This window comes from Pararhodospirillum oryzae (assembly GCF_007992075.1).
Classification (GTDB): domain Bacteria; phylum Pseudomonadota; class Alphaproteobacteria; order Rhodospirillales; family Rhodospirillaceae; genus Pararhodospirillum; species Pararhodospirillum oryzae.
On sequence record NZ_BJZO01000017.1, the window covers coordinates 1 to 19,755 of the forward strand.

Consider the following 19,755-nt stretch of genomic DNA (forward strand, 5'->3'; position numbering starts at 1 on the left):
GCGGGGTCTGGGGAGGTCCGGCCTCCCCAGACTTCCATTCCCTACAAAATGAACCGCGACAGGTCGGCCTTGGCCGCCAGCTCGCCCACGCGCTCGCGAACCATCTCGGGGGTGACGACCACGGTTTCGCCGGCGCGGTCGGTGGCCGTGAAGCTGATTTCTTCCAGCAGGCGTTCGAGCACCGTGTGCAGGCGCCGGGCGCCGATATTCTCCACCGCGCGGTTGATTTCGGTCGCGATGGCGGCAATGGCTTCCACGGTTTCGTCGGGGAATTCCAAGGTCACGTCCTCGGTCGCGAGCAGGGCCTTGTACTGCTTGAGCAAGCTGGCCTCGGGCTCGGTGAGGATGCGGGTGAAGTCCTCGGCCGACAGCGCCTTCAGTTCAACGCGGATCGGCAGGCGGCCCTGAAGCTCGGGCAGCAGGTCGGACGGCTTGCTGATGTGAAACGCGCCCGAGGCGATGAACAGGATATGGTCGGTTTTGACCGGGCCGTACTTGGTGGTCACCGAGGTGCCCTCGATCAGGGGCAGCAGGTCGCGCTGCACCCCTTCGCGGCTGACATCGGCGCCCCGGCGTTCGGTCGAGCCGGCGATCTTGTCCATTTCATCCAGGAAGACGATGCCGTTGTTTTCCACCGCGATCAGGGCCTGGGCCACCACCTGGTCCTGGTCCAGCAGCTTGTCGGCTTCCTCGCGCACCAAAACATCGTGGCTTTCGGCCACGCTGAGGCGGCGCGTGCGGGTGCGTCCGCCAAAGGCCTTGCCCAGCATGTCGCCCAGGTTGACCATGCCCATCTGCGCCCCGGGCATGCCGGGGATATCCATGGTGGGCAGGGACAGGCCCGAGCTATCCTGGACCTGAACCTCGATCTCGCGGTCGTTCAGCTCGCCTTCGCGCAGCTTCTTGCGGAACTTCTGGCGGGTTTCGCTGGAGGCCCCGGTGCCGACCAGGGCATCAAGCACCCGTTCCTCGGCGTTCAATTCGGCCTTGGCGGTGACCATCTTGCGCTGACGGTCGCGTTCATGGCCGATGGCCACTTCGACCAGATCGCGAATGATGCTTTCGACATCGCGGCCAACATACCCAACTTCGGTGAACTTGGTGGCCTCGACCTTGATGAACGGGGCCTGGGCCAGCTTGGCCAGGCGTCGCGCGATCTCGGTCTTGCCGACACCGGTGGGCCCGATCATCAAAATGTTCTTGGGCAGGACCTCGTCGCGCAGGGGGTCGGGCAACTGCTGGCGCCGCCAGCGGTTGCGCAGGGCCACGGCGACGGCCCGCTTGGCGTCGCGCTGACCGACGATGTAGCGGTCCAGTTCAGAGACGATTTCGCGGGGGCTGAAAGCGGTCATAGGCGTTCCAGGGTCAAGGAGGTGTTGGTGTAGATGCAGATGTCGGCGGCAATGGCCATGGACCGCCGGGCAATGGTCTCGGCGTCCAGGTCGAGATCGGGACCCGACAGGGCGCGGGCGGCGGCCAGGGCGTAGGCGCCACCGGATCCGATGCCAATCAGGCCGTCGTCGGGCTCCAGGACATCGCCGGTGCCGGTCAGCACAAGGGAAATATTCTTGTCGGCCACGGCCATCATGGCTTCCAGGCGGCGCAGGTAGCGGTCGGTGCGCCAGTCCTTGGCCATTTCGACGCACGCGCGGGTAAGCTGGCCGGGGTGTTGTTCCAGCTTGGCTTCCAGGCGTTCAAACAAGGTGAAGGCGTCGGCGGTGGCGCCGGCGAAACCCGCGATGACCGTGCCATCGGCCAGCGGGCGCACCTTGCGCGCCGTGGCTTTCATCACCGTGTTGCCGAACGTGACCTGGCCATCGCCGGCAATGACCACCTCGCCCTTCCGGCGAACGGCAAGGATGGTGGTTCCATGCCAGGGGGCGGAGGAGTCGGGCGGGGAAACACTCATGAAGGGCCTCTTTCCACGCGGGAGGGGCGAGAAGGAAAATGGACGGCGCACGGCTCGCCCCAGGCCTGGGCGACGTCGGGAGGAGAAACGGCCGGCAGGCGCAACGCCCCGGGGAGGGCGTTCGGGCGGGCGCGCCTGGGGCCGGCGGGAAGGGGTGGGCGGCGCGGGCGGCGCGAACCGGAGGCAAGGCCGGCCCGCACCTACCCGGCCGATCTCATTCCCGTCCGGACAGGCTTTTGAGCAAGTCAAGGGCGCGCTTGCGCACATGCTCGGTGGGCAGGCGCCAGTAGGCGCGGATCAACTCCAGGGTTTCGTTCTTCTGGAGGGGATCTTGCTCGTAGGCGGGGATGGCCGGCTCGGCCAGCCCGGTCAGGTCGGGGACCACCGGGGCCTTGCGCACCGACGTCACATCCTCGCCAATATCCTCGAAGAAAAAGGCGACAGGCACGCCAAGGACCTTCGAGATATCGTAGAGACGGCTGGCGCTGACCCGGTTGGATCCCCGTTCATACTTCTGGATCTGCTGGAACGTCACGCCCACCGCGTTGGCAAGCTGCTCCTGGCTCATCCCCAGCAGGGTGCGCCGCAAGCGCAGACGCCGGCCGACATGCACGTCCACGGGGTCGGGCGACTTGTTGACACCGTCTCCCATGACCTCTTCGTTTTTTGACCTTCTCACGTTCTTGCCCCATGATCTATGCGGGTTTATCCATATGGACCCGGTCCTGAAACCGTAGCGTGTCCGGGCCCACGACTCCAGCGTTTTAACCGGCCAAGGTGCGATGAGGGCGTTGTTTCACCCGTCCTCCTCCCCAGTATACACTTATAAAGCGCACATTCAAGGAGGTTGCACGGAATGAGAACGGCCACCGTCACACGGCTGACCCGGGAAACCGAAATCACCGTCTCGGTTGACCTGGATGGCACGGGGCGCTCCACGATCGCGACCGGTATCGGTTTCCTTGATCACATGCTAGAGCAACTCTCGCGCCATAGCCTTATGGACTTATCTGTGCACGCGAAGGGGGATATCCAGGTCGATGATCATCATACGACCGAAGATATAGGCCTGGCGCTCGGTCAGGCGGTGTCGCAGGCCCTGGGCAATCGCCAGGGAATCCAACGCTATGGGTCGGCTTTAATCCCCATGGATGAAGCCTTGACCCAGGTCGCGCTTGACCTGTCGAACCGCCCCTATCTGATCTGGAAGGTAGACTTTAGCAAGGAGCGCCTGGGCGATCTGGCGACCGAGGTGATCAAGGAATGGTTCCAGGCATTTTCGCAAACCGCGGGAGTGACCTTGCACGTTGCAAACCATTATGGGGAAAACAATCACCATATCGCGGAGTCGTGTTTCAAGGGGCTGGCGCGCGCGTTGCGCGAGGCGTGGGCGATTGATCCCCGCCGCGCCGACGCCATTCCCTCGACAAAGGGCGTGCTCGACAGCCTGGGCAGCGCGCCGGGGATGATCGGATCCCCGCCCGCGCCGTGAGTGCCGCCCGACGGCGGTGGTTGTGGTGAGTTCCGCCCGACGGCGGCGGTTCATGTGATTGCCGCTCGACGGCGGCGGTTCATGTGATTGCCGCTCGACAGCGGCGGTTCATGTGATTGCCGCTCGACAGCCGCCGCCGCGCGGATGCTATGATCGCCCCGGCCAGGCCCGGGGGACCCCGTGGCACGGGGGCACCGCCTGGCCCTGGCGACGGTTGTCTTTTTCGTGTTTGTCTTCTCCCATCGAGGATCGCCATGCTGGTTGCGATCATTGACTACGGTTCCGGCAACCTGCGCTCGGCCGCCAAGGCGATCGAGCGGGCGGCGCGCGACGCGGGCCTTTCGGCCGACGTCCGGGTGACGCCCGATGCCCGGGTCGCGGCCCAGGCCGACCGCCTCGTCCTGCCCGGCGTGGGTGCCTTCGCCGATTGCCGGCGCGGCCTGGAAGCGCTGCCCGACATGATCGAAACCCTGGGCGTTGCCGTGCACGACCGTGCCCGCCCGTTCCTGGGGATTTGCGTGGGCATGCAGCTGCTGGCCACGCGCGGCCTGGAACATGGCAACCACCCCGGCCTGGACTGGATCCCGGGCGAGGTGCGGGCCATCGATCCCGCCGCAGGTGCCGGCGAGCCGCCCTTGCGCGTGCCGCACATGGGATGGAATGCCCTGGACTTCGAGGCCGGCGCGCACCCGGTGCTCGATGGCCTGGACCCGGGCACCCACGTGTATTTCGTCCACAGTTATCACCTGGTGCCCGACACCCCGGCCCACCGGCTGGCGGCCGTGTCCTATGGCGCGCCGCTCAGTGCCGTGGTTGGCCGCGATACCCTGGTGGGGACCCAGTTCCACCCCGAAAAAAGCCAGGCCGCCGGCCTGCGCCTGCTCACCAACTTCCTGCGCTGGGCGCCCTGACGCCCCCGGCCCACTCACGGATTGCCCGATGATCTTGTTTCCGGCCATCGACCTGAAGGACGGTCAATGCGTGCGCCTGCTCAAGGGCGACATGGACAAGGCCACGGTGTTCGGCGTCGACCCGGCCGCCCAGGCCCGGCGCTTCACCGATGCCGGATGCCGCTGGCTCCACGTGGTTGACCTCAACGGCGCCTTCGCCGGCCGCCCGGTGAACGCCGACGCGGTCAAGGCCATCCTGGCGGCGGTCAGCGTGCCGGTGCAACTGGGGGGCGGCATTCGCGACCATGCGACCATCGACCACTGGCTTGATCTGGGCGTGCGCCGGGTCATCCTGGGCACGGTGGCCCTGCGCGATCCCGAGCTGGTGCGCGAGGCCTGCCGGCGTCATCCCGGGCGGGTCGCGGTGGGCATCGATGCCCGCGACGGCATGGTGGCGGTGGAAGGCTGGGCGGAAACCAGCACGGTCAGCGCCCTGGAGCTGGCCCGGCGTTTCGAGGACGCGGGCGTGGCCGCCCTGATCCACACCGACATCGACCGCGATGGCGCCATGGGGGGCCCCAACGTCGAGGCGTCGGCGGCCCTGGCCGAGCAGGTGAGCACCCCGGTCATCGTGTCGGGGGGCGTGTCGTGCCTGGAGGACCTGCTGGCGGTCAAGGCCCAGGCCCATCGGGGCATCGAAGGGGCGATCAGCGGCCGCGCCTTGTATGACGGACGCCTGGATCTGGCCGCCGCGCTGGCGGCGCTCGCGGCGTGATCGGGATCTTCGAGTGAGAAAGGGGGTTGGCGGATGCTGACCATGCGCATCATTCCCTGCCTCGACGTCAAGGACGGCCGGGTGGTCAAGGGGATCAATTTCGTTGACCTGCGCGACGCCGGCGACCCGGTGGAGCAGGCCCGCCTTTACGACGCTGCCGGCGCCGACGAGCTGTGTTTCCTGGATATCACCGCCAGCCACGAAAACCGCGACACGCTGTTCGACGTGGTGGCGCGCACCGCCGAGCAGTGCTTCATGCCCCTGACCGTGGGCGGTGGCGTGCGCACGATCGAGGACATTCGCAAGCTGCTGCTGGCCGGGGCCGACAAGGTGTCGATCAACACGGCGGCCGTGCACAATCCCGAGTTCGTGGGCGAGGCGGCGCGCAAGTTCGGCAACCAGTGCATCGTGGTGGCGATCGACGCCAAGGCGGTGGGGCCCGGTCGCTTCGAGATCTTCACCCACGGCGGGCGCCGGCCCACCGGCATTGATGCCGTGGCCTGGGCCCAGCGCATGGTGTCGCTGGGCGCGGGGGAAATCCTGCTGACCTCGATGGACCGCGACGGCACGGGAGAGGGCTTCAACCTGCCCCTGACCCGGGCCATCGCCGACGCGGTGCCGGTGCCGGTGATCGCCTCCGGGGGGGTGGGCACCTTGGACCATCTCGTGGAAGGGGTGCGCGAGGGTCACGCGACCGGGGTGCTGGCCGCGTCCATTTTCCACTTCGGCACCTTCACCATTGCCCAGGCCAAGGCCCACATGGCGGCGGCCGGCATTCCCATGCGCCTGACCTGATCCCCTTCATCTTGGAAGCGTTGCCATGAGCCAGTCCGCCGCCGTTCCCGGGCCCGAGATCATTGAAGCCCTGTACGCCGTGATCGCCAGCCGGCGCGGGGTTGATCCCGATCAGTCGTACACCGCGCGGCTGTTCGCCAAGGGGCGCGTCAAGATCTGCAACAAGATGGGGGAAGAGGCGTTCGAGGTGGCCGCCGCCGCCCTGGCCGAGGGACCCGATCATGTGGTCTCGGAAAGCGCCGACCTGCTCTATCACCTGATGGTGCTGTGGGCCGACACCGGGGTAGAGCCCGCGTCGGTGTGGGCCGAGCTGGCGCGCCGCTTTGGCACCTCGGGCATTGATGAAAAGGCCGCCCGCAAGGGCTGAGAGGTTTGTTTCCCCGCGACTTCGGAGAGTCTGCCATGGCCTATGACGACAACAACATTTTCGCGCGCATCCTGCGGGGCGAAATCCCGTGTCGCAAGGTGTACGAGGACGAGCACACCCTGGCCTTCCACGACATCAACCCGCAAGCCCCGGTGCATGTGCTGGTGATCCCCAAGGGGCCTTACACCGATTGGAACGACTTCGCGGCCCGGGGTTCGGATACGGAAATCGCGGCTCTGGTGCGTGCGGTGGATGTGGTGGCCAAGCAGTTGGGCGTGGTGGAAGACGGGTTCCGGGTGTTGTCGAACATCGGCGTCAACGGCCACCAGGAAGTGCCCCACCTGCACATCCACCTGTTCGCCGGCCGTCGCCTGGGCCGCATGGTCCCGCCCGCCGAGGCGTGAGCGGCCTTCGTGCCGTTTTGGGCCGGGCCGATATGGGCATCGGAGCGCCGTGGGAGGACGATGGGTCCGGGCGCTCCGACCTGTTTTCATCCGAGATCCCGAACGGTGGTTCCGGGTCACGCGGCGGCCTTGTCCCAGCCCCGAATCCCTTCGTCTTCCGTTCGATCGCGCACCACCACCCGCTCGAAAACGACTCGGGGGAGGGGAGCGTCATCGGATTTGATGATTTTCATCCGCACAATGTCTGCCTGGTCGTAGCGCAGCGTGGGCACGGCCTTGTGAAGCAGGGCGCACACATTGTGCCTTAACAGCTTTTCGGAATAGCCCCCAATCCCCTTTTCCCCCTGCTCCCAGCGGGAAATGGTCTCGGGCGTGACTTCCATGGCCTCGGCGAATTGCCGTCCGTTCATTTCCAGGGCCTTGCGGATGAACCGAACATCCTTGCCGGAAAGCTGCAAGGGATTCAGAGCACGGACCAACGCCACGGCCTTTGCCAATCCCGGGCTATCGGGCATTTCAAAGGTTGTTTCTCCGCACGCTTCGCAGACTTCCCGAATGACGGCGTTTTTGATGACAACAATCATGCCCCCCATGGTTTCCTGATATTCGGGCAGGATTTCCACGCGTGGGGGGGGAGCGCCGCATCCGCAACAAGCTCGCACGATGCCTTTCTTCATGGTCTTCGCACCCAAGCCGTGATGATTTTTATTTTGATCTCTCGTTCGTAAGCGACAACAACGATTTCAAGGCGCCGTTCATCCATGTCGGAACCAACGCAGTTCCACGTTTCCTCGAATTGGTTTTGCTCTACCTTTTGAACCGTGGCGCGCCGCAATACATACTCTACGTCGTTTCGAAGGATGTCGGCTTTCGTCATCTCCTCAAGCGCGTGGAAGGTGTACTTGAATCCGCAATCATGGGCAGAAACCAGAGCGTGAAGACGCTTCGTGTGTGCCGGAAAGATCGGGGTGGGGACGTTCCGGCGTGCCATGTTCCCGCTCCTTCGTTGACGATCGAGGAAGCCTGATGAATTGATCCATCATCAATGCAAAATGTGGATGGAAGAGAACATTTCCGCTGGCTTAGCTTCGTCAAGATGTCAACGATCTTGATCGAGAGTCAAGAAATTTGGTCCCGCCCGTGCCTCTCCTCAGCTTCCGGGGCCTTGCAGGCAGGCGGCGGCGCCCTGGGTGGGATCGCACAGGCGAACGCCCTTGAGCAGGCCCACGGCGGTGTCGCGGTCGGTGGTCGTGATGGGGGGGCCTTCGTTGCCAAAGGGCGAGGTGCGCCAGATGCGTTGCACCATGTAGGAGCCCTGCCGCCCCAGCACGTACAAAAAGAACGACGCTTCCCCCAGGTCCACATCCCTGCGCCGGTGGCATCCCATGGTCCAGAAGGCGCGGCCGATGCCGTCGGTGACGTTGGTTTGGGGCGGCGTGGCCGTGTGGGCGCGGCAGCTGGTTTCGTAATCCTTGGTCGTGCGCTGATGGGCTTCTTGCAGCGACGGCGTGCCGGCGCCGCGCGCCATGGTCACCACCACCATGTCCTTCCAGTTCTGGCCCGATTGTCCCTCGGGCACGAAGACGGCGCGCCGGTAGGTGTCGCCGGTGCTGCTGTTCAGGATTTCCCAGCCCGGAGGCAAGGTGAGAACGAGCATTTCCGCCCCCTGGGGCGCGGCCGGAGTGGTCGGGGGGGCGGGAGAGGCCGAGGGCAGGGCGGGGGTGCCGGGCACGGCGGGACCGGTGGGGGAAACCGGAAGCGCGCCGGCCCCGGCGGCCGAGGGGATCAAGGCGGGCGTGGTGCCGGTGGTGCCCGAGGTCGCGGAGGGGTTCAGCAGGCGGGGGCCCGATCCGCTTTGCTGCGCCCAGGCCGGGGTCCCGAGGGCCAGGGTCCCGAGGGCCAGGGTCCCGAGGGCCGAGGCCCCCAGGGTCAGCGCCAGCACGCTCCCCCCAACCAGAAGCCGGCCGGAGCAAGGGGCGCCATCGGGTCGGAATCGGGGGGAGCGCATGGGCACGGTGTCCTTTTATCTGAAGGCGAGACGGATCAGGCGCGCAGCTCGGGGCGGTTCATGAACTCGTCGAGGGCCTCGGGGTTGGCCAGGGCCTCCTTGTTGCGCACCGCTCGGCCGTGGATGACATCGCGCACCGCCAGCTCCACGATTTTATTCGATTTGGTGCGCGGGATGTCGTGAACCTGCAAGACCCGGGCGGGCACGTGGCGCGGGGTGCAGTTTTCGCGGATGCGGCCCTTGATGCGGCCTTCCAGGGCGTCGTCCAGGACGTGACCCTCGGTCAGCACCACGAACAGGAGCACGCGCACGTCGCCGTCCCATTCCTGACCAACCACGATGGCCTCGCGGATTTCGGCCAGGGTTTCCACCTGGCGGTAAATCTCGGCGGTGCCGATGCGCACGCCCCCCGGGTTCAAGGTGGCGTCCGAGCGCCCGTACACGATGATGCCACCGCGCGGCGTCAGTTCCACCCAGTCGCCATGCGTCCACACGCCGGGAAAGCGCTCGAAATAGGCCGCGTGGTAGCGCCGGCCGTCGGGATCGTTCCAAAACCCGATGGGGGCGCTGGGAAAGGCGCGGGTGCACACCAGTTCGCCCTTGGTCGCGGTGAGCGGTTTTCCGTCGTCGTCGAACACCGCCACCGCCATGCCCAGGCCGCGTTTCTGGATCTCGCCGGCATGGACCGGATCAATCGGGCTCCCCAGCATGAAGCACGACAGGATATCGGTGCCGCCCGAGATCGAGGCCAGGTGAACGTCGGCCTTGATGGCCTCGTAGACGTATTCAAAGCCCTCGGGCACCAGGGGCGAGCCGGTCGAGGCAATCACCCGCAGCCGCCCCAGGTCGTGGGTGTCGATGGGGCGCAGGCCCTGCTTGCGCTGGGCATCCAGCCACTTGGCCGAGGTGCCAAAAAACGAGCACCCTTCCTCCTGGGCGTAGTCCCACAGCACGTTGCCATCGGGGGCGAAGGGCGAGCCGTCGTACAGCATCAAGGTTGCCCCCGCCCCCAGGGCCGCGACCAGCCAGTTCCACATCATCCAGCCGCAGGTCGTATAGTAGAAAACCATGTCGCCGGGGCGGGTGTCGCAGTGCAGGATGTGTTCCTTCAGCTGTTGCAGCAAGGTGCCGCCGTGGCCGTGCACGATGCACTTGGGCACCCCGGTGGTGCCGCTGCTGTACATGATCACCAGGGGGTGGTCGAAGGGCACGCGGGTGAAGGCCAGGGGCGCGGGATCAAGGCCGGCCAGGAAGGCGTCCCAGCTCACGGTGCGGGGATCCTTGGGCGTTTCGGGGCCCGCGCCGGCGTAGGGGATGCGCACCACGGCCGTCAGCGAGGGCAGGGCGGCGGCGATGTCGTTTACCTTGGCGTCGCAGGGGTGGACCTTGCCGTTGTAGAAATAGCCATCCACCGAGAACAGAACCTTGGGTTCGATCTGGCCGAAGCGGTCGAGCACGCCTTGCACGCCAAAGTCGGGCGAAGCCGATGACCACACGGCGCCCAGGCTGGCGGTGGCCAGGAAGCCGATCACGGCCTCGGGCATATTGGGCAGCAGGCCGGCCACCCGGTCGCCGGGGCCCACCCCGGCCCGGGCCAGGGCCTGGGCCACCAGGCTCACCTGGTCGCGCAACGCCTTGTGGCTCAGGCGTCGGCGCACCTTGTCCTCGGCCCGGAAAACGAGGGCGTCGGCCTCGGGGTCGCGCCCGGGGCCAAGCAGGGTTTCGGCCATGTTGAGCGAGGCCCCGGCGAACCAGCGCGCGCCGGGCAGGCGGGTGGAGTCATCGACCACCGGGCCTTCGCCCCTGGAGCCGATCACGCCGCAAAAATCCCACACGGCCGACCAGAATTCGGCCGGATGGTCGATCGACCACTGCCAAAGGGCATCGTAGTGGGGCAGGGGGGATTGGTATTGCTCGGCGATCTGGTGGCGAAAGGCGGTCATCTGGGCGGCGGCGACCCGCTGCGGGGACGGGCGCCACAAGGGTTGAACGTCTTCGGACACGGCTTTTTTCTCCCTGTGGGTGGTCTTGAAGCACACCTCGCCGGCAAGTGTGCGCTCGCAACCGCCCTGCCGCAAGCCAGGGAAAGGCACCAAGGAAAACGCCCGGGGCGCGGGGCTCCGGGCGTTCGGGGGCGCGTTCAAGGACGCGCCGCTGGTCTTTCTTCGGTTTGCCCGAAGCCGCTGTTAGTGGCGGAAGTGGCGCAGGCCGGTGAAGACCATGGCCAGGCCGGCCTCGTCGGCGGCGCGGATGACCTCGTCGTCGCGCACGCTGCCACCGGGCTGAATCACGGCGGTGGCGCCGGCCCGCGCGGCGGCCAGCAGACCGTCGGCGAAGGGGAAGAAGGCATCGGAGGCCACGACCGAGCCCTGGGTGGCGGGCACGGCCTGGCCGGCGGCGGCGGCCGCTTCCTCGGCCTTCCACGAGGCGATGCGCGCGCTGTCCACCCGGCTCATCTGGCCGGCGCCGATGCCCACGGTGGCGCCGTCGCGCACGTAGACGATGGCGTTGGACTTGACATGCTTGCACACCTTGAAGGCGAACAAAAGGTCGGCCATTTCCCGTTCATTGGGGGCGCGGCGGGTGACGACCTTGAGGTCGGCGGCCAGCAGGTCGGCGGCGTCGCGGTCTTGCACCAGGAAGCCGCCGGCCACCGAACGCACGGTCAGCTCGGGGGTGGTGGGATCGGCGGTCACGCCGGTGAGCAGCAAGCGCAGGTTCTTCTTGGCGGCGAACACGGCCAGGGCGTCGTCATCGGCGTCGGGCGCGATCACCACTTCGGTGAAGATGCCGGTGATCGCCTCGGCGGACACGCGGTCCAGGCGGCGGTTCACGGCGACGATGCCGCCAAAGGCGCTGACCGGATCACAGGCGAGGGCGGCCTTGTAGGCATCGACGATCGACCCCGCGCGGGCCACGCCGCAGGGGTTCGCGTGCTTGATGATGGCCACCGCCGGCTCGGTGATTTCGCACACCAGCTCGAACGCGGCGTCGGTGTCGTTGATGTTGTTGTACGACAGTTCCTTGCCCTGCACCTGGCGGGCGTTGGCCACGCCCGGGCGGGTGATGCCGTGGGCATAGAAGCCGGCCTTCTGGTGGGGGTTCTCGCCGTAGCGCAGCGACTGGCGCAGGCGGCCGGCGAAGACGATGTGACGGGGGTTTTCCTCGCCGATGCGCTCTTGGAACCAGCGCGAGATGGCGCCGTCATAGGCGCCGCAGCGGGCAAAGGCAGCCGCCGCGAGCGAGCGGCGCAGGTCGGGGGTGGTGGCGCCGTCGTTGGCGCGCATCGCGGCCATGACCGGCTCGTAGTCCTCGGGGTCGGTGATGACGGTCACGAAGGCGTGGTTCTTGGCCGCGCCCCGGATCAGCGACGGGCCGCCGATGTCGATGTTTTCCACGCATTCGTCAAAGCCGGCGCCGCGCGCCACCGTGGCCTCGAACGGGTAGAGGTTGACCACCACCAGGTCGATGGGGGGAATGGCGTGTTCCTCCATCGCCTGCTGGTGGTCGGGGTTGTCGCGAATGCCCAGGATGCCGCCATGGATGCGCGGGTGCAGGGTCTTGACCCGCCCGTCGAGCATTTCGGGCGAGCCGGTGTAGTCGGCGACCTCGGTGACCGCAAGGCCCGCCTCCATCAGGGCGCGGGCGCTGCCGCCGGTGGAAAGAAGCTCGACACCCCGTTCGGCCAGGAAGCGGGCGAAGGGGACCAGGCCCGTCTTGTCGGAAACGCTGATCAGGGCACGGCGAACGGGAAGGGGATGCGACACGGGCGGGATTCCTCGAAGCAGAAGGCCAGGGGCGAAAAGGGCCCGCCCTCCCGCACGGCGCGCGGGGCAGGGCAGGCGGAATGGAAATGCCACCCGCCGACGGACGCGTCGATCCGCGTGGAGTCGCCGGGGGCGGGGGGAACCCGGGGGGTCAGGGAAGGAACCCGACCGCGCGCCCGGTTTCGGATGAACCAAGAGGATGAGTGTGATCGTTCCGGGGTGGGCGTGTTCGCGATTCGAAAAGGGGGGCTCCCTTTTGAAGGACATGGCTTCGGGGCGCGATCGCGAAAACGGCCCGAAGCAAGCAGAAAGCTTCCCTAGAGTACCATCGGTTCATCAAACCGGCAAGGCAGGGCTGACGCTCAGTCGATAGCCGCCCTCGGTTGTGAGCAGGACCGACTCCTGGGCCGGGTCGGGATCGAGCTTGCGGCGCAGGCGGTAGACGTGGGTTTCCAGGGTATGGGTATCCACCGCGCTGCCATAATCCCATACCTCGTGAAGCAGGGCTTCCCGGCTCGCGCCCGTGTCGCCATGGCGGCACAAGGCGGCAAGCAGGGCGCTTTCCTTGTCGGTCAGGCGGATCCGGGCGCCGTCGGCGCGCCCGATCAGCATCCGCTCGTCGGGGTGAAACCAGAACGCGCCCACGGGCAGGGGGGGGGAGGTCCGCGCCGGCGCGCACGGGCGCAAGGCGGCAAGCCGCGCCAGCAGCTCGGCCAGGCGGACCGGCTTGGTCATGACCTCGCCCTCCTCGGGGGCGTCGGCGGGGAGGGCGTCGTCAGGGGAGACGGTTCCGGGCGCGACCAGGCGCAGGGCGGGGGCCCGCATCCCGGCCTCGCGCAGGGCGGCCAGGGTGGCGCGGCCCGTGGGGTCGGGCGCGGTTGCGTCGATGACGACCAGGTCGGGCACCACGAAGCCGGGCGGCCAGGGACCAGGTGGCCAGGGACCGGGTCCGGTCCGGTCGGGGGAGGGGGCCTCCAGGGCTTCGTCCGAGGGAGGCAGAAGGGCTTCGGCGGCCGAGGCGGCCTCGTGGACAACCGCGAACGATCCCCCCGCGCGCAGCGACTCGGCCAGCGCCCCGCGCAGCAAGGCATCGGCACCGATCAGCAGCAGGGCCTTTCCCGACGACATGAATGAGACTCTCCCCTTTCGGATCCGCGCCCGACAGGAATATCATCCCCGTTCTTTCTTTGGTATCAGGAGAGCGGCCCGGCCTGTGCCGACGTCGCCCTGATCTCCCGGACCCGCTGGATTGACCCTGTGACCGACGCGCCTTTTTCCCTGACCGACCTTCCCTTTTCCGCCGTGCCTGGAGCGATGACCGCCGACGAGGCCCGCGACGGCGCCTTGCTGTTCCGGGTGGCGCGCGCGCTGGCCGAGACCCGGCTGGGGGTGCCCGTGCTGGTGCGCGGGGCCAACCCCGCCCTTGAACCCACCGCCGTGGCCATGGTTCCGGCCGAGTCGATCAGCGACGCGGCCCTGGCGGCCCTGGCCGCGCTGGGAACCGGGGAGCCCGTGCGCGTGGTGCTGACCGGGCGACGGGCCGCCGTGCTGGGGCTGATCGGCCCCGACCAGCCGCCGCTGGCGGTGGCCGTGACCCTGGCCACCGCGCCCGATCGCGCCCGGATTGCCCGCCTGGCCGACCCGTGCCTGGACCTGGAAGGCCCCCTGCCCGCCCTCGCCAGTGTCGAGCCGCTGCCGGCCGACTCGGCGGCCGGGGCTGCCGTGCTGCTGGCCAAGCTGGCCCGCCTGTTGCCCGCCGCCGTGATCTGCCCGGTGGCCTGGGACCGGCTGGGCGACGGGCGTCCGCTGGCGGTCGAGGGTGCCGACGTGGCCGAATACCAGCTGGCGGCGGCGCGCTCGCTGCGCCAGGTGGGCGAGGCGCGGGTGCCCCTGGCCGGCGCCGAGGATACCCGGATCCTGGCCTTCCGGCCCGCCGATGGCGGCACCGAGCACGTGGCCATCGTGGTGGGCACCTTGGACCCGTCGCGGCCGGTGCTGGCCCGCCTGCACTCCGAATGTTTCACGGGGGACCTGCTGGGGTCGCTGCGCTGTGACTGCGGCGACCAGCTGCGCGGCGCGATCGAGGCCATCGCCGCCCAGGGCAGCGGCGTGCTGCTCTACCTGGCCCAGGAAGGCCGGGGGATTGGCCTGGTCAACAAGCTGCGGGCCTATCAGTTGCAAGACCAGGGGTTCGATACCCTGGACGCCAACGGGCAGCTGGGCTTCGACGACGACGAGCGCATTTACCTGCCGGCGGCGCGCATCTTGTCGCAGCTGGGCATCACCCAGGTCCGGCTGCTGACCAACAATCCCTTGAAGGTGGAAGCGCTGTCGCGCCATGGGGTTGATGTGGTGGAACGGGTGCCGCACATCTACGCGCCCAATCCCCATAACCGGCGCTATCTGGAAACCAAGGCCCGGCGCGGCGGTCATCTTTTCTGAACGCCTTCGGGTCCAGGATAGGCGGACCGGGCAGCCGATTCCGGGGCACCGGGCAGAAAGTTCCGCTTGGGGGGCGATCCCCCCCGTTCCCGGAAAGCGGAGTCTGGCCAAGGGGTTGTCCGGCCTTGGCTGTTGGCGTTGGCACGGTTTTTGATTATGATTCCTGGTGACTCTCACGCTTCGTGACCGTCCGGCACCCTCCCTGCCCGTCCTTACCCGCACGAGGGACTCCCATGGCCGTCGACACTTCCGCCGCCCTCCCGGCTTCCACTGCGTCGGCCGCTTCCCCGTCGGCCGCCTCCACCGATGGCTATCGGATCGAAGGCGACAAGGTCATCAACGACGATTTCCTGAGCGATCTGTCGTTTTGGGATTTGCTTGATGTCGTCAATCCCCTGCAACACATCCCCCTGGTGGGCAATGTTTACCGTCACCTGACCGGCGACGAGCTGAAATCCGGCCCGCGTCTGGCCGGGGGATTCCTGTTTGGCGGTCCGTTCGGGCTGGCGGGCGCGGCCATCAACGTCGTGGCGGAAAAAGCCACGGGCGAGGACCTGGGCGACCATCTGATCGCGGCCGTGATTGGCGAGGACGACAAACCCCAGGCCACCGCCTCCGCCGGACAACCGGCCGCGTCGCCGGCGGCCTCCTCGGGGCCGGTCAATCTGTTGACGGCGGCGTGGGCCCAGGGGGGCGCGGCCAGCGCCGCCGGCGCGGGGGGCGGTGCCCCGGGTGCCGCCGGAACGGCCGCCGTGGTGGCCCGGGGCGTTGACCCGGTCAATCCCCCGCTGGGCTACGACGCCCTCACGCCGCCGGGGGTGGCTCCGGCGGCGGCCTCCCCTGCCCCGGCTTCGGGTAGTGGAACGGGCGGCCCGCCGCCCCAGATCGATGTGATCATACCGCAGCAGCAGGCCCGGGCCTCGGGCTCCGCCCCCTCTGTCGCGCCCTTGGGCTACGATGCCCTGGCCCAGGCCACCCAGGAAAGCACGGGGGCGACCCTGGCCGCCCTGTCGGCGGGCCAGGGCTCGGGCCTGGCCCCGCAACTGGCCTCGGCCACCGTGCCGGCACCGGCTTCCGGCGAAGCCGCCCACGCCAGCACGGCCGCCGCCTCGCACGCCCTGCCCTCGTCCGCTTCCCATGCTTCCCGGGCTGCCCATGCCCAGGGGGCGCAGGGAATGAGCCTGTCCGATTACCAGAGCCGGGCCGGCCGCACCGGGCCGGTGGTCCATAACCTGGGCGGGCGGCCGCTGCCGTCGGTGCCCCCGGGCGCTTCGGCGGCGTCTTCCGCTTCGTCGGGCGCTTCGTCGGGCGCTTCGTTGTCTTCCGCTTCGGCCGCGCCGCAACTGGCCGCCGCCGCCCCGGCGCCCTCGTCGGCGCCCTCGGGCCTCACCGATGGCATGACCGCGCGCCAGCTCCTGGAAATGCGCCTGGACCATGCCGGGGCGGCCGCGACCCCGGAACCCGCCGTGGATCCGGCGACCGTGCCTTTGGGCGAGAATGCCTTGCAGACCATGACCGTGGCCTCGGCTCCGTCGGGCTTCATGGCGCCGCCCGCGTCGTCGTCCACCGGCACCTTCCAGGCCGCTGCCCGCACCGAGGCGCGCCAGCCGGCGCTGGCCCAGCGCGCTGCCCTTCCGGCCGGTGCCCCGCTCGCGCCGTTGCCCGCCGTGGGGGGAGAGGAAACGGCCCGCGTCTCGACGCCACCGGTCGAGGAGGCCATGCCGGCCGACTCCGCTCCGGCTCCGGCACCCGCCAGCGCCGCCTCCGGGGAACAGGCGTCCCCCGCTCCGGACGCGTCGCCCTCCCCCTTGGGCGAAGCCCCGGCGCCGTCCACGCCCGAAGCCACCGGAACCAACGATCAGGGTTGGTACATGGAGCGGATGCTTCGGAACCTGGAAAAATACGAAAAGGCACGCGGCGCGATCCCCCTGGGCGGAACCCGCATCAATGCCTGAATAGCCGGCCTCTTGCCTCTTTCCGATCCATGAAAGAGAACGAATGGGATCCCGGCCATCGTCCGGATTGGGCATGGGCGCACGTCCGCCGACGGCGGGCCGCTTGTTCGATCCCATGTCGGAACAAAAGCCACGTGTCCTTGAGGGGGGGTGATGTCGGTCTGGAATATTCCGGGTGCGGATGAAAATCCCGCCGGCGCGCGGCCACCGGTCGCGCGGATCGTGGTCACCCCCGACGGAAACCTTCGGGCGGGGACCTGGACGGCCCCGGCGCGGTTGGGGCGATCGGGCGTGAAGCAGGACAAGGTTGAAGGCGACGGGGCCACCCCGGCGGGGGTGTTTGCCCTGCGCTGGGTGTTCTATCGCCCGGACCGGGAAACGGCGCCGCTCACGGGGCTGCCGGTACGGGCCCTGACGCCCACCCTGGGCTGGTGCGACGATCCCGCCGACCCGGCCTATAACCGCGAGGTCACGCTCCCCTACCCGGCCAGCGCGGAATCGATGTGGCGCGACGATGGCCTTTATGACCTGGGGGTGGTGCTGGGCCACAACGACGATCCCGTGGTGCCGGGAGCCGGCAGTGCCGTGTTCTTGCACGTCGCCGACCCCGGGGGGCGCCCCACCGCCGGGTGCGTGGCCCTGGCCCTGGCCGACCTGCGCGCCCTCCTCGCCGTGTGCGGGCCGGCCACGGTGCTGGAGATCCGGGCCGGCGCCTGAGGGAAGCAAGGAGGCGTTCAGGGCTTGGGGCGGCTGCCAAACAAGGCGGTGCCCAGGCGCACGTGGGTGGCGCCAAAGGTGATGGCCACGGGGAAATCGGCGCTCATGCCCATGCTGAGCACCGGCAGGTCGTGGCGTCGGGCGATTTCGCGCAGCAGGGCGAAGTGCGGGGCCGGCTCCTCGTCCACCGGGGGCACGCACATCAGCCCTTCCACCCGCAGGCCCCAGGTTTCCCGGGCCTGGCGCAGGAAATCGTCGGCCTCGCGGGGCGGGATTCCGGCCTTTTGCGGTTCCTCGCCGGTGTTGACCTGGATCAGAACGGGCAGGATCCTGCCCTGGCGGGCCATCTCGGCGGCCAGGGCCTCGGCAAGGCGCGGACGGTCCACGCTGTCGATGGCGTCGAACAGGGCCACGGCCTCGCGGACCTTGTTGGTTTGCAAGGGCCCGATCAGGCGCAACTGGATATCGGGAAAGCGCTCGCGCAGGGCGGGCCACTTGGTGGCGGCTTCCTGCACCCGGTTTTCGCCGAACACCCGCTGCCCGGCTTCCAGGGCGGGGATCAGGGCCTCGGCGGGCTGGGTCTTGCTGACGGCGACCAGGGTCACGCCGGCCGGATCGCGTTCGACCGCGCGGCAGGCATCGGCCAGGGCGGCGCGGGCCTCGCTCAGGCGTTGGGCCGCGTCGACCAGGGAAGAGGAGTCGGGCAGGGAAGAGGAGTCGGGATGGGTCATGACGGCAAAGTCCAGGCAGGGGTCCGGCGGGGCGGGCACCAAGGACCACGGAAAGGGGATCCCCAGGAGTAGGAGGACCCGGGCGTGATCGCAAGTCTTGCGTCCCAGGCCCGGCGCCTGGCGCGTGCGCTGCGGGGCAAGGGGTCGGCCAGGAGGACCCCGGGGGCCGCGCAGGGCCGGCCCGTGGCGGCGGTGCTGCTGAGCGACCCCAGGCGGCTCCCCGATCCGACCGCGTGCCTGGATGCCCTGCCCCGGGGGGGCCTGGTGGTGGTGCGCGCCCATGGCCTGCCAGCCGCCGAGGGCGTGGCGCTCGCGGTCCGGCTCGGGCGGCGGGCGCGGCGCCTGGGCCTGCGGGTGGCGCTGGCGGCGAGCGGGCCGTGGCCCCCCCTGCCCCGGGGCCTGGACGGGGTGCACCTGCCCGAGGGGGTGGCGCGCCGGGTTCCCCTGGCGCGGGTCTTGTTGTGGCGTCGGGCCGGGGCCGGCCGGATCCTGTGCTGCGCGGCGCACGGGGCGGCGGGCCTCGCCCGGGCGCGAGCCTTGAAAGCGTCGGTGGTGATGCTCTCGCCGGTGTTTCCAACCCGAAGCCATCCCGGGGCGCCGGGCCTGGGGCCGCTGCGCGCGGCGTTGCTGGCGGCGGGGGGAAGGAAGCGGCCCGGGCCGCGCGTGATGGCTCTTGGGGGCGTGAACACACGCACCGCCCGGCGCCTGCCCCCGGGCGCCCTGGGCGGGGTGGCGGCGATCGAGGGCTGGGCCGAGGGGGAGCGCGCGTGACGGGGATGGAAAATCTTGACAGCCCCCGGTATGGTTGGCCTCCCATAGCGGGGCCCGGCATGCCGGGCGGTCTCCGCGCGTCGTCCATAGACAGGCTGGTAGGGTAGGCTCACCCATGTCCCATCTTAAAAGTGGTCTTGCGTCCTCCCGTCGCTTTCGGGCGGGAGTGGCGGGAATGGCGGGTCTCCTGGCCCTGACGCTCACGGCCTGCGAGGGCTCGAAGGCGGTCTATCCCGAAACCGATCGCAGCACCGGCCAGCGGGTCATGGTCGATCCCGCCAATCCGCCCGAGCGCAAGGGCCTGTTTGGTCCGGGCGGGCTGAGCCTGCTGGGCGACGACAAAAGCAAGGAAGACGCCGGCGCCACCGGCGTGGGCGTGAACAGCTTCCTGTGGCGGGCGTCGCTCGACACCATTGCCTTCATGCCCCTGACCTCGGCCGATCCGTTTGGCGGCGTGATCCTGTCGGACTGGTATTCCCCGCCCGGCGCGCCCGACGAGCGCTTCAAGGCCAATGTGTACATTCTGGGCAAGGGCCTGCGCGCCGATGGCATCAAGGTGGCGGTGTTCCGCCAGACCCGCGACGCCCGGGGCACCTGGACCGAGGCGCCGGTCAACGCGCGCATGGCCTCCGACATGGAAAACATCATCCTCACCCGGGCGCGGCAGCTGCGCCTGGCCGTGCTGGAAAAGTGACCCCCGGGCGGCGGTTCGAACGGGGGGGCCGCCCGCCT

The 19,755-nt window shown here is 68.8% G+C and carries 21 protein-coding genes; 11 read left to right on the forward strand and 10 right to left on the reverse strand.

From position 1 onward, the window contains the following. Positions 1 to 41 precede the first annotated feature (41 nt). The 3 genes from hslU to ROR02_RS04665 form a co-directional block, all read right to left on the reverse strand. Positions 42 to 1,352 carry an ATP-dependent protease ATPase subunit HslU gene (gene hslU / locus ROR02_RS04655; protein WP_147162852.1) on the reverse strand — a complete coding sequence of 437 codons (1,311 nt, stop codon included), beginning with the start codon at positions 1,350 to 1,352 and terminating at the stop codon, positions 42 to 44. Further along, positions 1,349 to 1,909 carry an ATP-dependent protease subunit HslV gene (gene hslV, locus ROR02_RS04660; protein ID WP_147162853.1) on the reverse strand — a complete coding sequence of 187 codons (561 nt, stop codon included), beginning with the start codon at positions 1,907 to 1,909 and terminating at the stop codon, positions 1,349 to 1,351. The genes hslU and hslV overlap by 4 nt, the downstream gene beginning before the upstream one ends. A 214-nt stretch (positions 1,910 to 2,123) precedes the next feature. After that, the gene (locus ROR02_RS04665; protein WP_170244962.1) at positions 2,124 to 2,561 is read right to left on the reverse strand and encodes a helix-turn-helix domain-containing protein; all 438 of its coding nucleotides are present in this window, start codon (positions 2,559 to 2,561) and stop codon (positions 2,124 to 2,126) included. Positions 2,562 to 2,765: 204 nt separating this feature from the next. Between ROR02_RS04665 and hisB the strand changes: the two genes are divergently transcribed. The 6 genes from hisB (at position 2,766) to ROR02_RS04695 (ending at position 6,632) form a co-directional block, all read left to right on the forward strand. Then, positions 2,766 to 3,401: an imidazoleglycerol-phosphate dehydratase HisB gene (hisB, locus tag ROR02_RS04670; RefSeq protein WP_147162855.1), complete on the forward strand. Its 636-nt coding sequence runs from the start codon at positions 2,766 to 2,768 to the stop codon at positions 3,399 to 3,401. Positions 3,402 to 3,655: 254 nt separating this feature from the next. Beyond that, positions 3,656 to 4,312 carry an imidazole glycerol phosphate synthase subunit HisH gene (gene hisH / locus ROR02_RS04675; protein ID WP_147162856.1) on the forward strand — a complete coding sequence of 219 codons (657 nt, stop codon included), beginning with the start codon at positions 3,656 to 3,658 and terminating at the stop codon, positions 4,310 to 4,312. A 28-nt stretch (positions 4,313 to 4,340) separates the two neighbouring features. Further along, positions 4,341 to 5,066 carry a 1-(5-phosphoribosyl)-5-[(5-phosphoribosylamino)methylideneamino]imidazole-4-carboxamide isomerase gene (gene hisA / locus ROR02_RS04680; RefSeq protein WP_147162857.1) on the forward strand — a complete coding sequence of 242 codons (726 nt, stop codon included), beginning with the start codon at positions 4,341 to 4,343 and terminating at the stop codon, positions 5,064 to 5,066. A 33-nt stretch (positions 5,067 to 5,099) separates the two neighbouring features. Continuing rightward, entirely contained in the window at positions 5,100 to 5,861 is a 762-nt protein-coding gene (hisF, locus tag ROR02_RS04685) for an imidazole glycerol phosphate synthase subunit HisF (RefSeq protein WP_147162858.1), read from the forward strand. A gap of 25 nt (positions 5,862 to 5,886) precedes the next feature. Further along, positions 5,887 to 6,228 (forward strand): phosphoribosyl-ATP diphosphatase, encoded by a 342-nt coding sequence (locus tag ROR02_RS04690; RefSeq protein ID WP_147162859.1) that lies wholly within the window; start codon positions 5,887 to 5,889, stop codon positions 6,226 to 6,228. Between the two features lie 35 nt (positions 6,229 to 6,263). Continuing rightward, positions 6,264 to 6,632: a histidine triad nucleotide-binding protein gene (locus ROR02_RS04695; protein ID WP_147162860.1), complete on the forward strand. Its 369-nt coding sequence runs from the start codon at positions 6,264 to 6,266 to the stop codon at positions 6,630 to 6,632. A gap of 116 nt (positions 6,633 to 6,748) precedes the next feature. Here the strand turns inward: ROR02_RS04695 and ROR02_RS04700 are convergent, their stop codons facing one another. The 6 genes from ROR02_RS04700 to ROR02_RS04725 form a co-directional block, all read right to left on the reverse strand. Next, complete coding sequence (locus tag ROR02_RS04700; RefSeq protein ID WP_147162861.1) at positions 6,749 to 7,255, reverse strand: helix-turn-helix domain-containing protein; 507 nt, start codon at positions 7,253 to 7,255, stop codon at positions 6,749 to 6,751. A 50-nt stretch (positions 7,256 to 7,305) separates the two neighbouring features. Continuing rightward, a complete protein-coding gene (locus tag ROR02_RS04705) occupies positions 7,306 to 7,623 on the reverse strand; it encodes a DUF4258 domain-containing protein (protein WP_147162862.1) in 318 nt (105 codons plus the stop codon). A gap of 159 nt (positions 7,624 to 7,782) precedes the next feature. Next, on the reverse strand, positions 7,783 to 8,640 hold the full coding sequence (locus ROR02_RS04710) for a hypothetical protein (RefSeq protein ID WP_147162863.1): 858 nt from the start codon (positions 8,638 to 8,640) through the stop codon (positions 7,783 to 7,785). 35 nt (positions 8,641 to 8,675) lie between these two features. After that, on the reverse strand, positions 8,676 to 10,583 hold the full coding sequence (locus ROR02_RS04715) for an acetoacetate--CoA ligase (protein ID WP_246135404.1): 1,908 nt from the start codon (positions 10,581 to 10,583) through the stop codon (positions 8,676 to 8,678). Positions 10,584 to 10,826: 243 nt separating this feature from the next. After that, a complete protein-coding gene (gene purH, locus ROR02_RS04720) occupies positions 10,827 to 12,407 on the reverse strand; it encodes a bifunctional phosphoribosylaminoimidazolecarboxamide formyltransferase/IMP cyclohydrolase (RefSeq protein WP_147162864.1) in 1,581 nt (526 codons plus the stop codon). Positions 12,408 to 12,743: 336 nt separating this feature from the next. Continuing rightward, complete coding sequence (locus ROR02_RS04725) at positions 12,744 to 13,535, reverse strand: winged helix-turn-helix domain-containing protein (RefSeq protein WP_147162865.1); 792 nt, start codon at positions 13,533 to 13,535, stop codon at positions 12,744 to 12,746. A 186-nt stretch (positions 13,536 to 13,721) separates the two neighbouring features. On the opposite strand from ROR02_RS04725, the gene ribA reads away from it, so the two are divergent. The 3 genes from ribA to ROR02_RS04740 all read left to right on the forward strand — a co-directional run bounded on the left by ribA (position 13,722) and on the right by ROR02_RS04740 (position 17,521). Then, positions 13,722 to 14,849, forward strand: coding sequence for a GTP cyclohydrolase II (gene ribA, locus ROR02_RS04730; RefSeq protein ID WP_147162889.1), 1,128 nt, complete (start codon positions 13,722 to 13,724; stop codon positions 14,847 to 14,849). Positions 14,850 to 15,082: 233 nt separating this feature from the next. Beyond that, on the forward strand, positions 15,083 to 16,804 hold the full coding sequence (locus tag ROR02_RS04735) for a hypothetical protein (protein ID WP_147162866.1): 1,722 nt from the start codon (positions 15,083 to 15,085) through the stop codon (positions 16,802 to 16,804). A 153-nt stretch (positions 16,805 to 16,957) separates the two neighbouring features. After that, a complete protein-coding gene (locus ROR02_RS04740; RefSeq protein WP_147162867.1) occupies positions 16,958 to 17,521 on the forward strand; it encodes a L,D-transpeptidase family protein in 564 nt (187 codons plus the stop codon). A gap of 17 nt (positions 17,522 to 17,538) precedes the next feature. Here ROR02_RS04740 and ROR02_RS04745 read toward each other — a convergent pair whose 3' ends face one another. After that, complete coding sequence (locus ROR02_RS04745) at positions 17,539 to 18,252, reverse strand: YggS family pyridoxal phosphate-dependent enzyme (protein ID WP_147162868.1); 714 nt, start codon at positions 18,250 to 18,252, stop codon at positions 17,539 to 17,541. Positions 18,253 to 18,336: 84 nt separating this feature from the next. Here ROR02_RS04745 and ROR02_RS04750 point away from each other — a divergent pair, with 84 nt between their 5' ends. Together ROR02_RS04750 and ROR02_RS04755 are read left to right on the forward strand one after the other, a co-directional pair. Beyond that, complete coding sequence (locus tag ROR02_RS04750; protein ID WP_246135400.1) at positions 18,337 to 19,023, forward strand: thiamine phosphate synthase; 687 nt, start codon at positions 18,337 to 18,339, stop codon at positions 19,021 to 19,023. Between the two features lie 175 nt (positions 19,024 to 19,198). Beyond that, a complete protein-coding gene (locus tag ROR02_RS04755) occupies positions 19,199 to 19,717 on the forward strand; it encodes a DUF3576 domain-containing protein (protein WP_246135401.1) in 519 nt (172 codons plus the stop codon). Positions 19,718 to 19,755 lie beyond the last annotated feature (38 nt).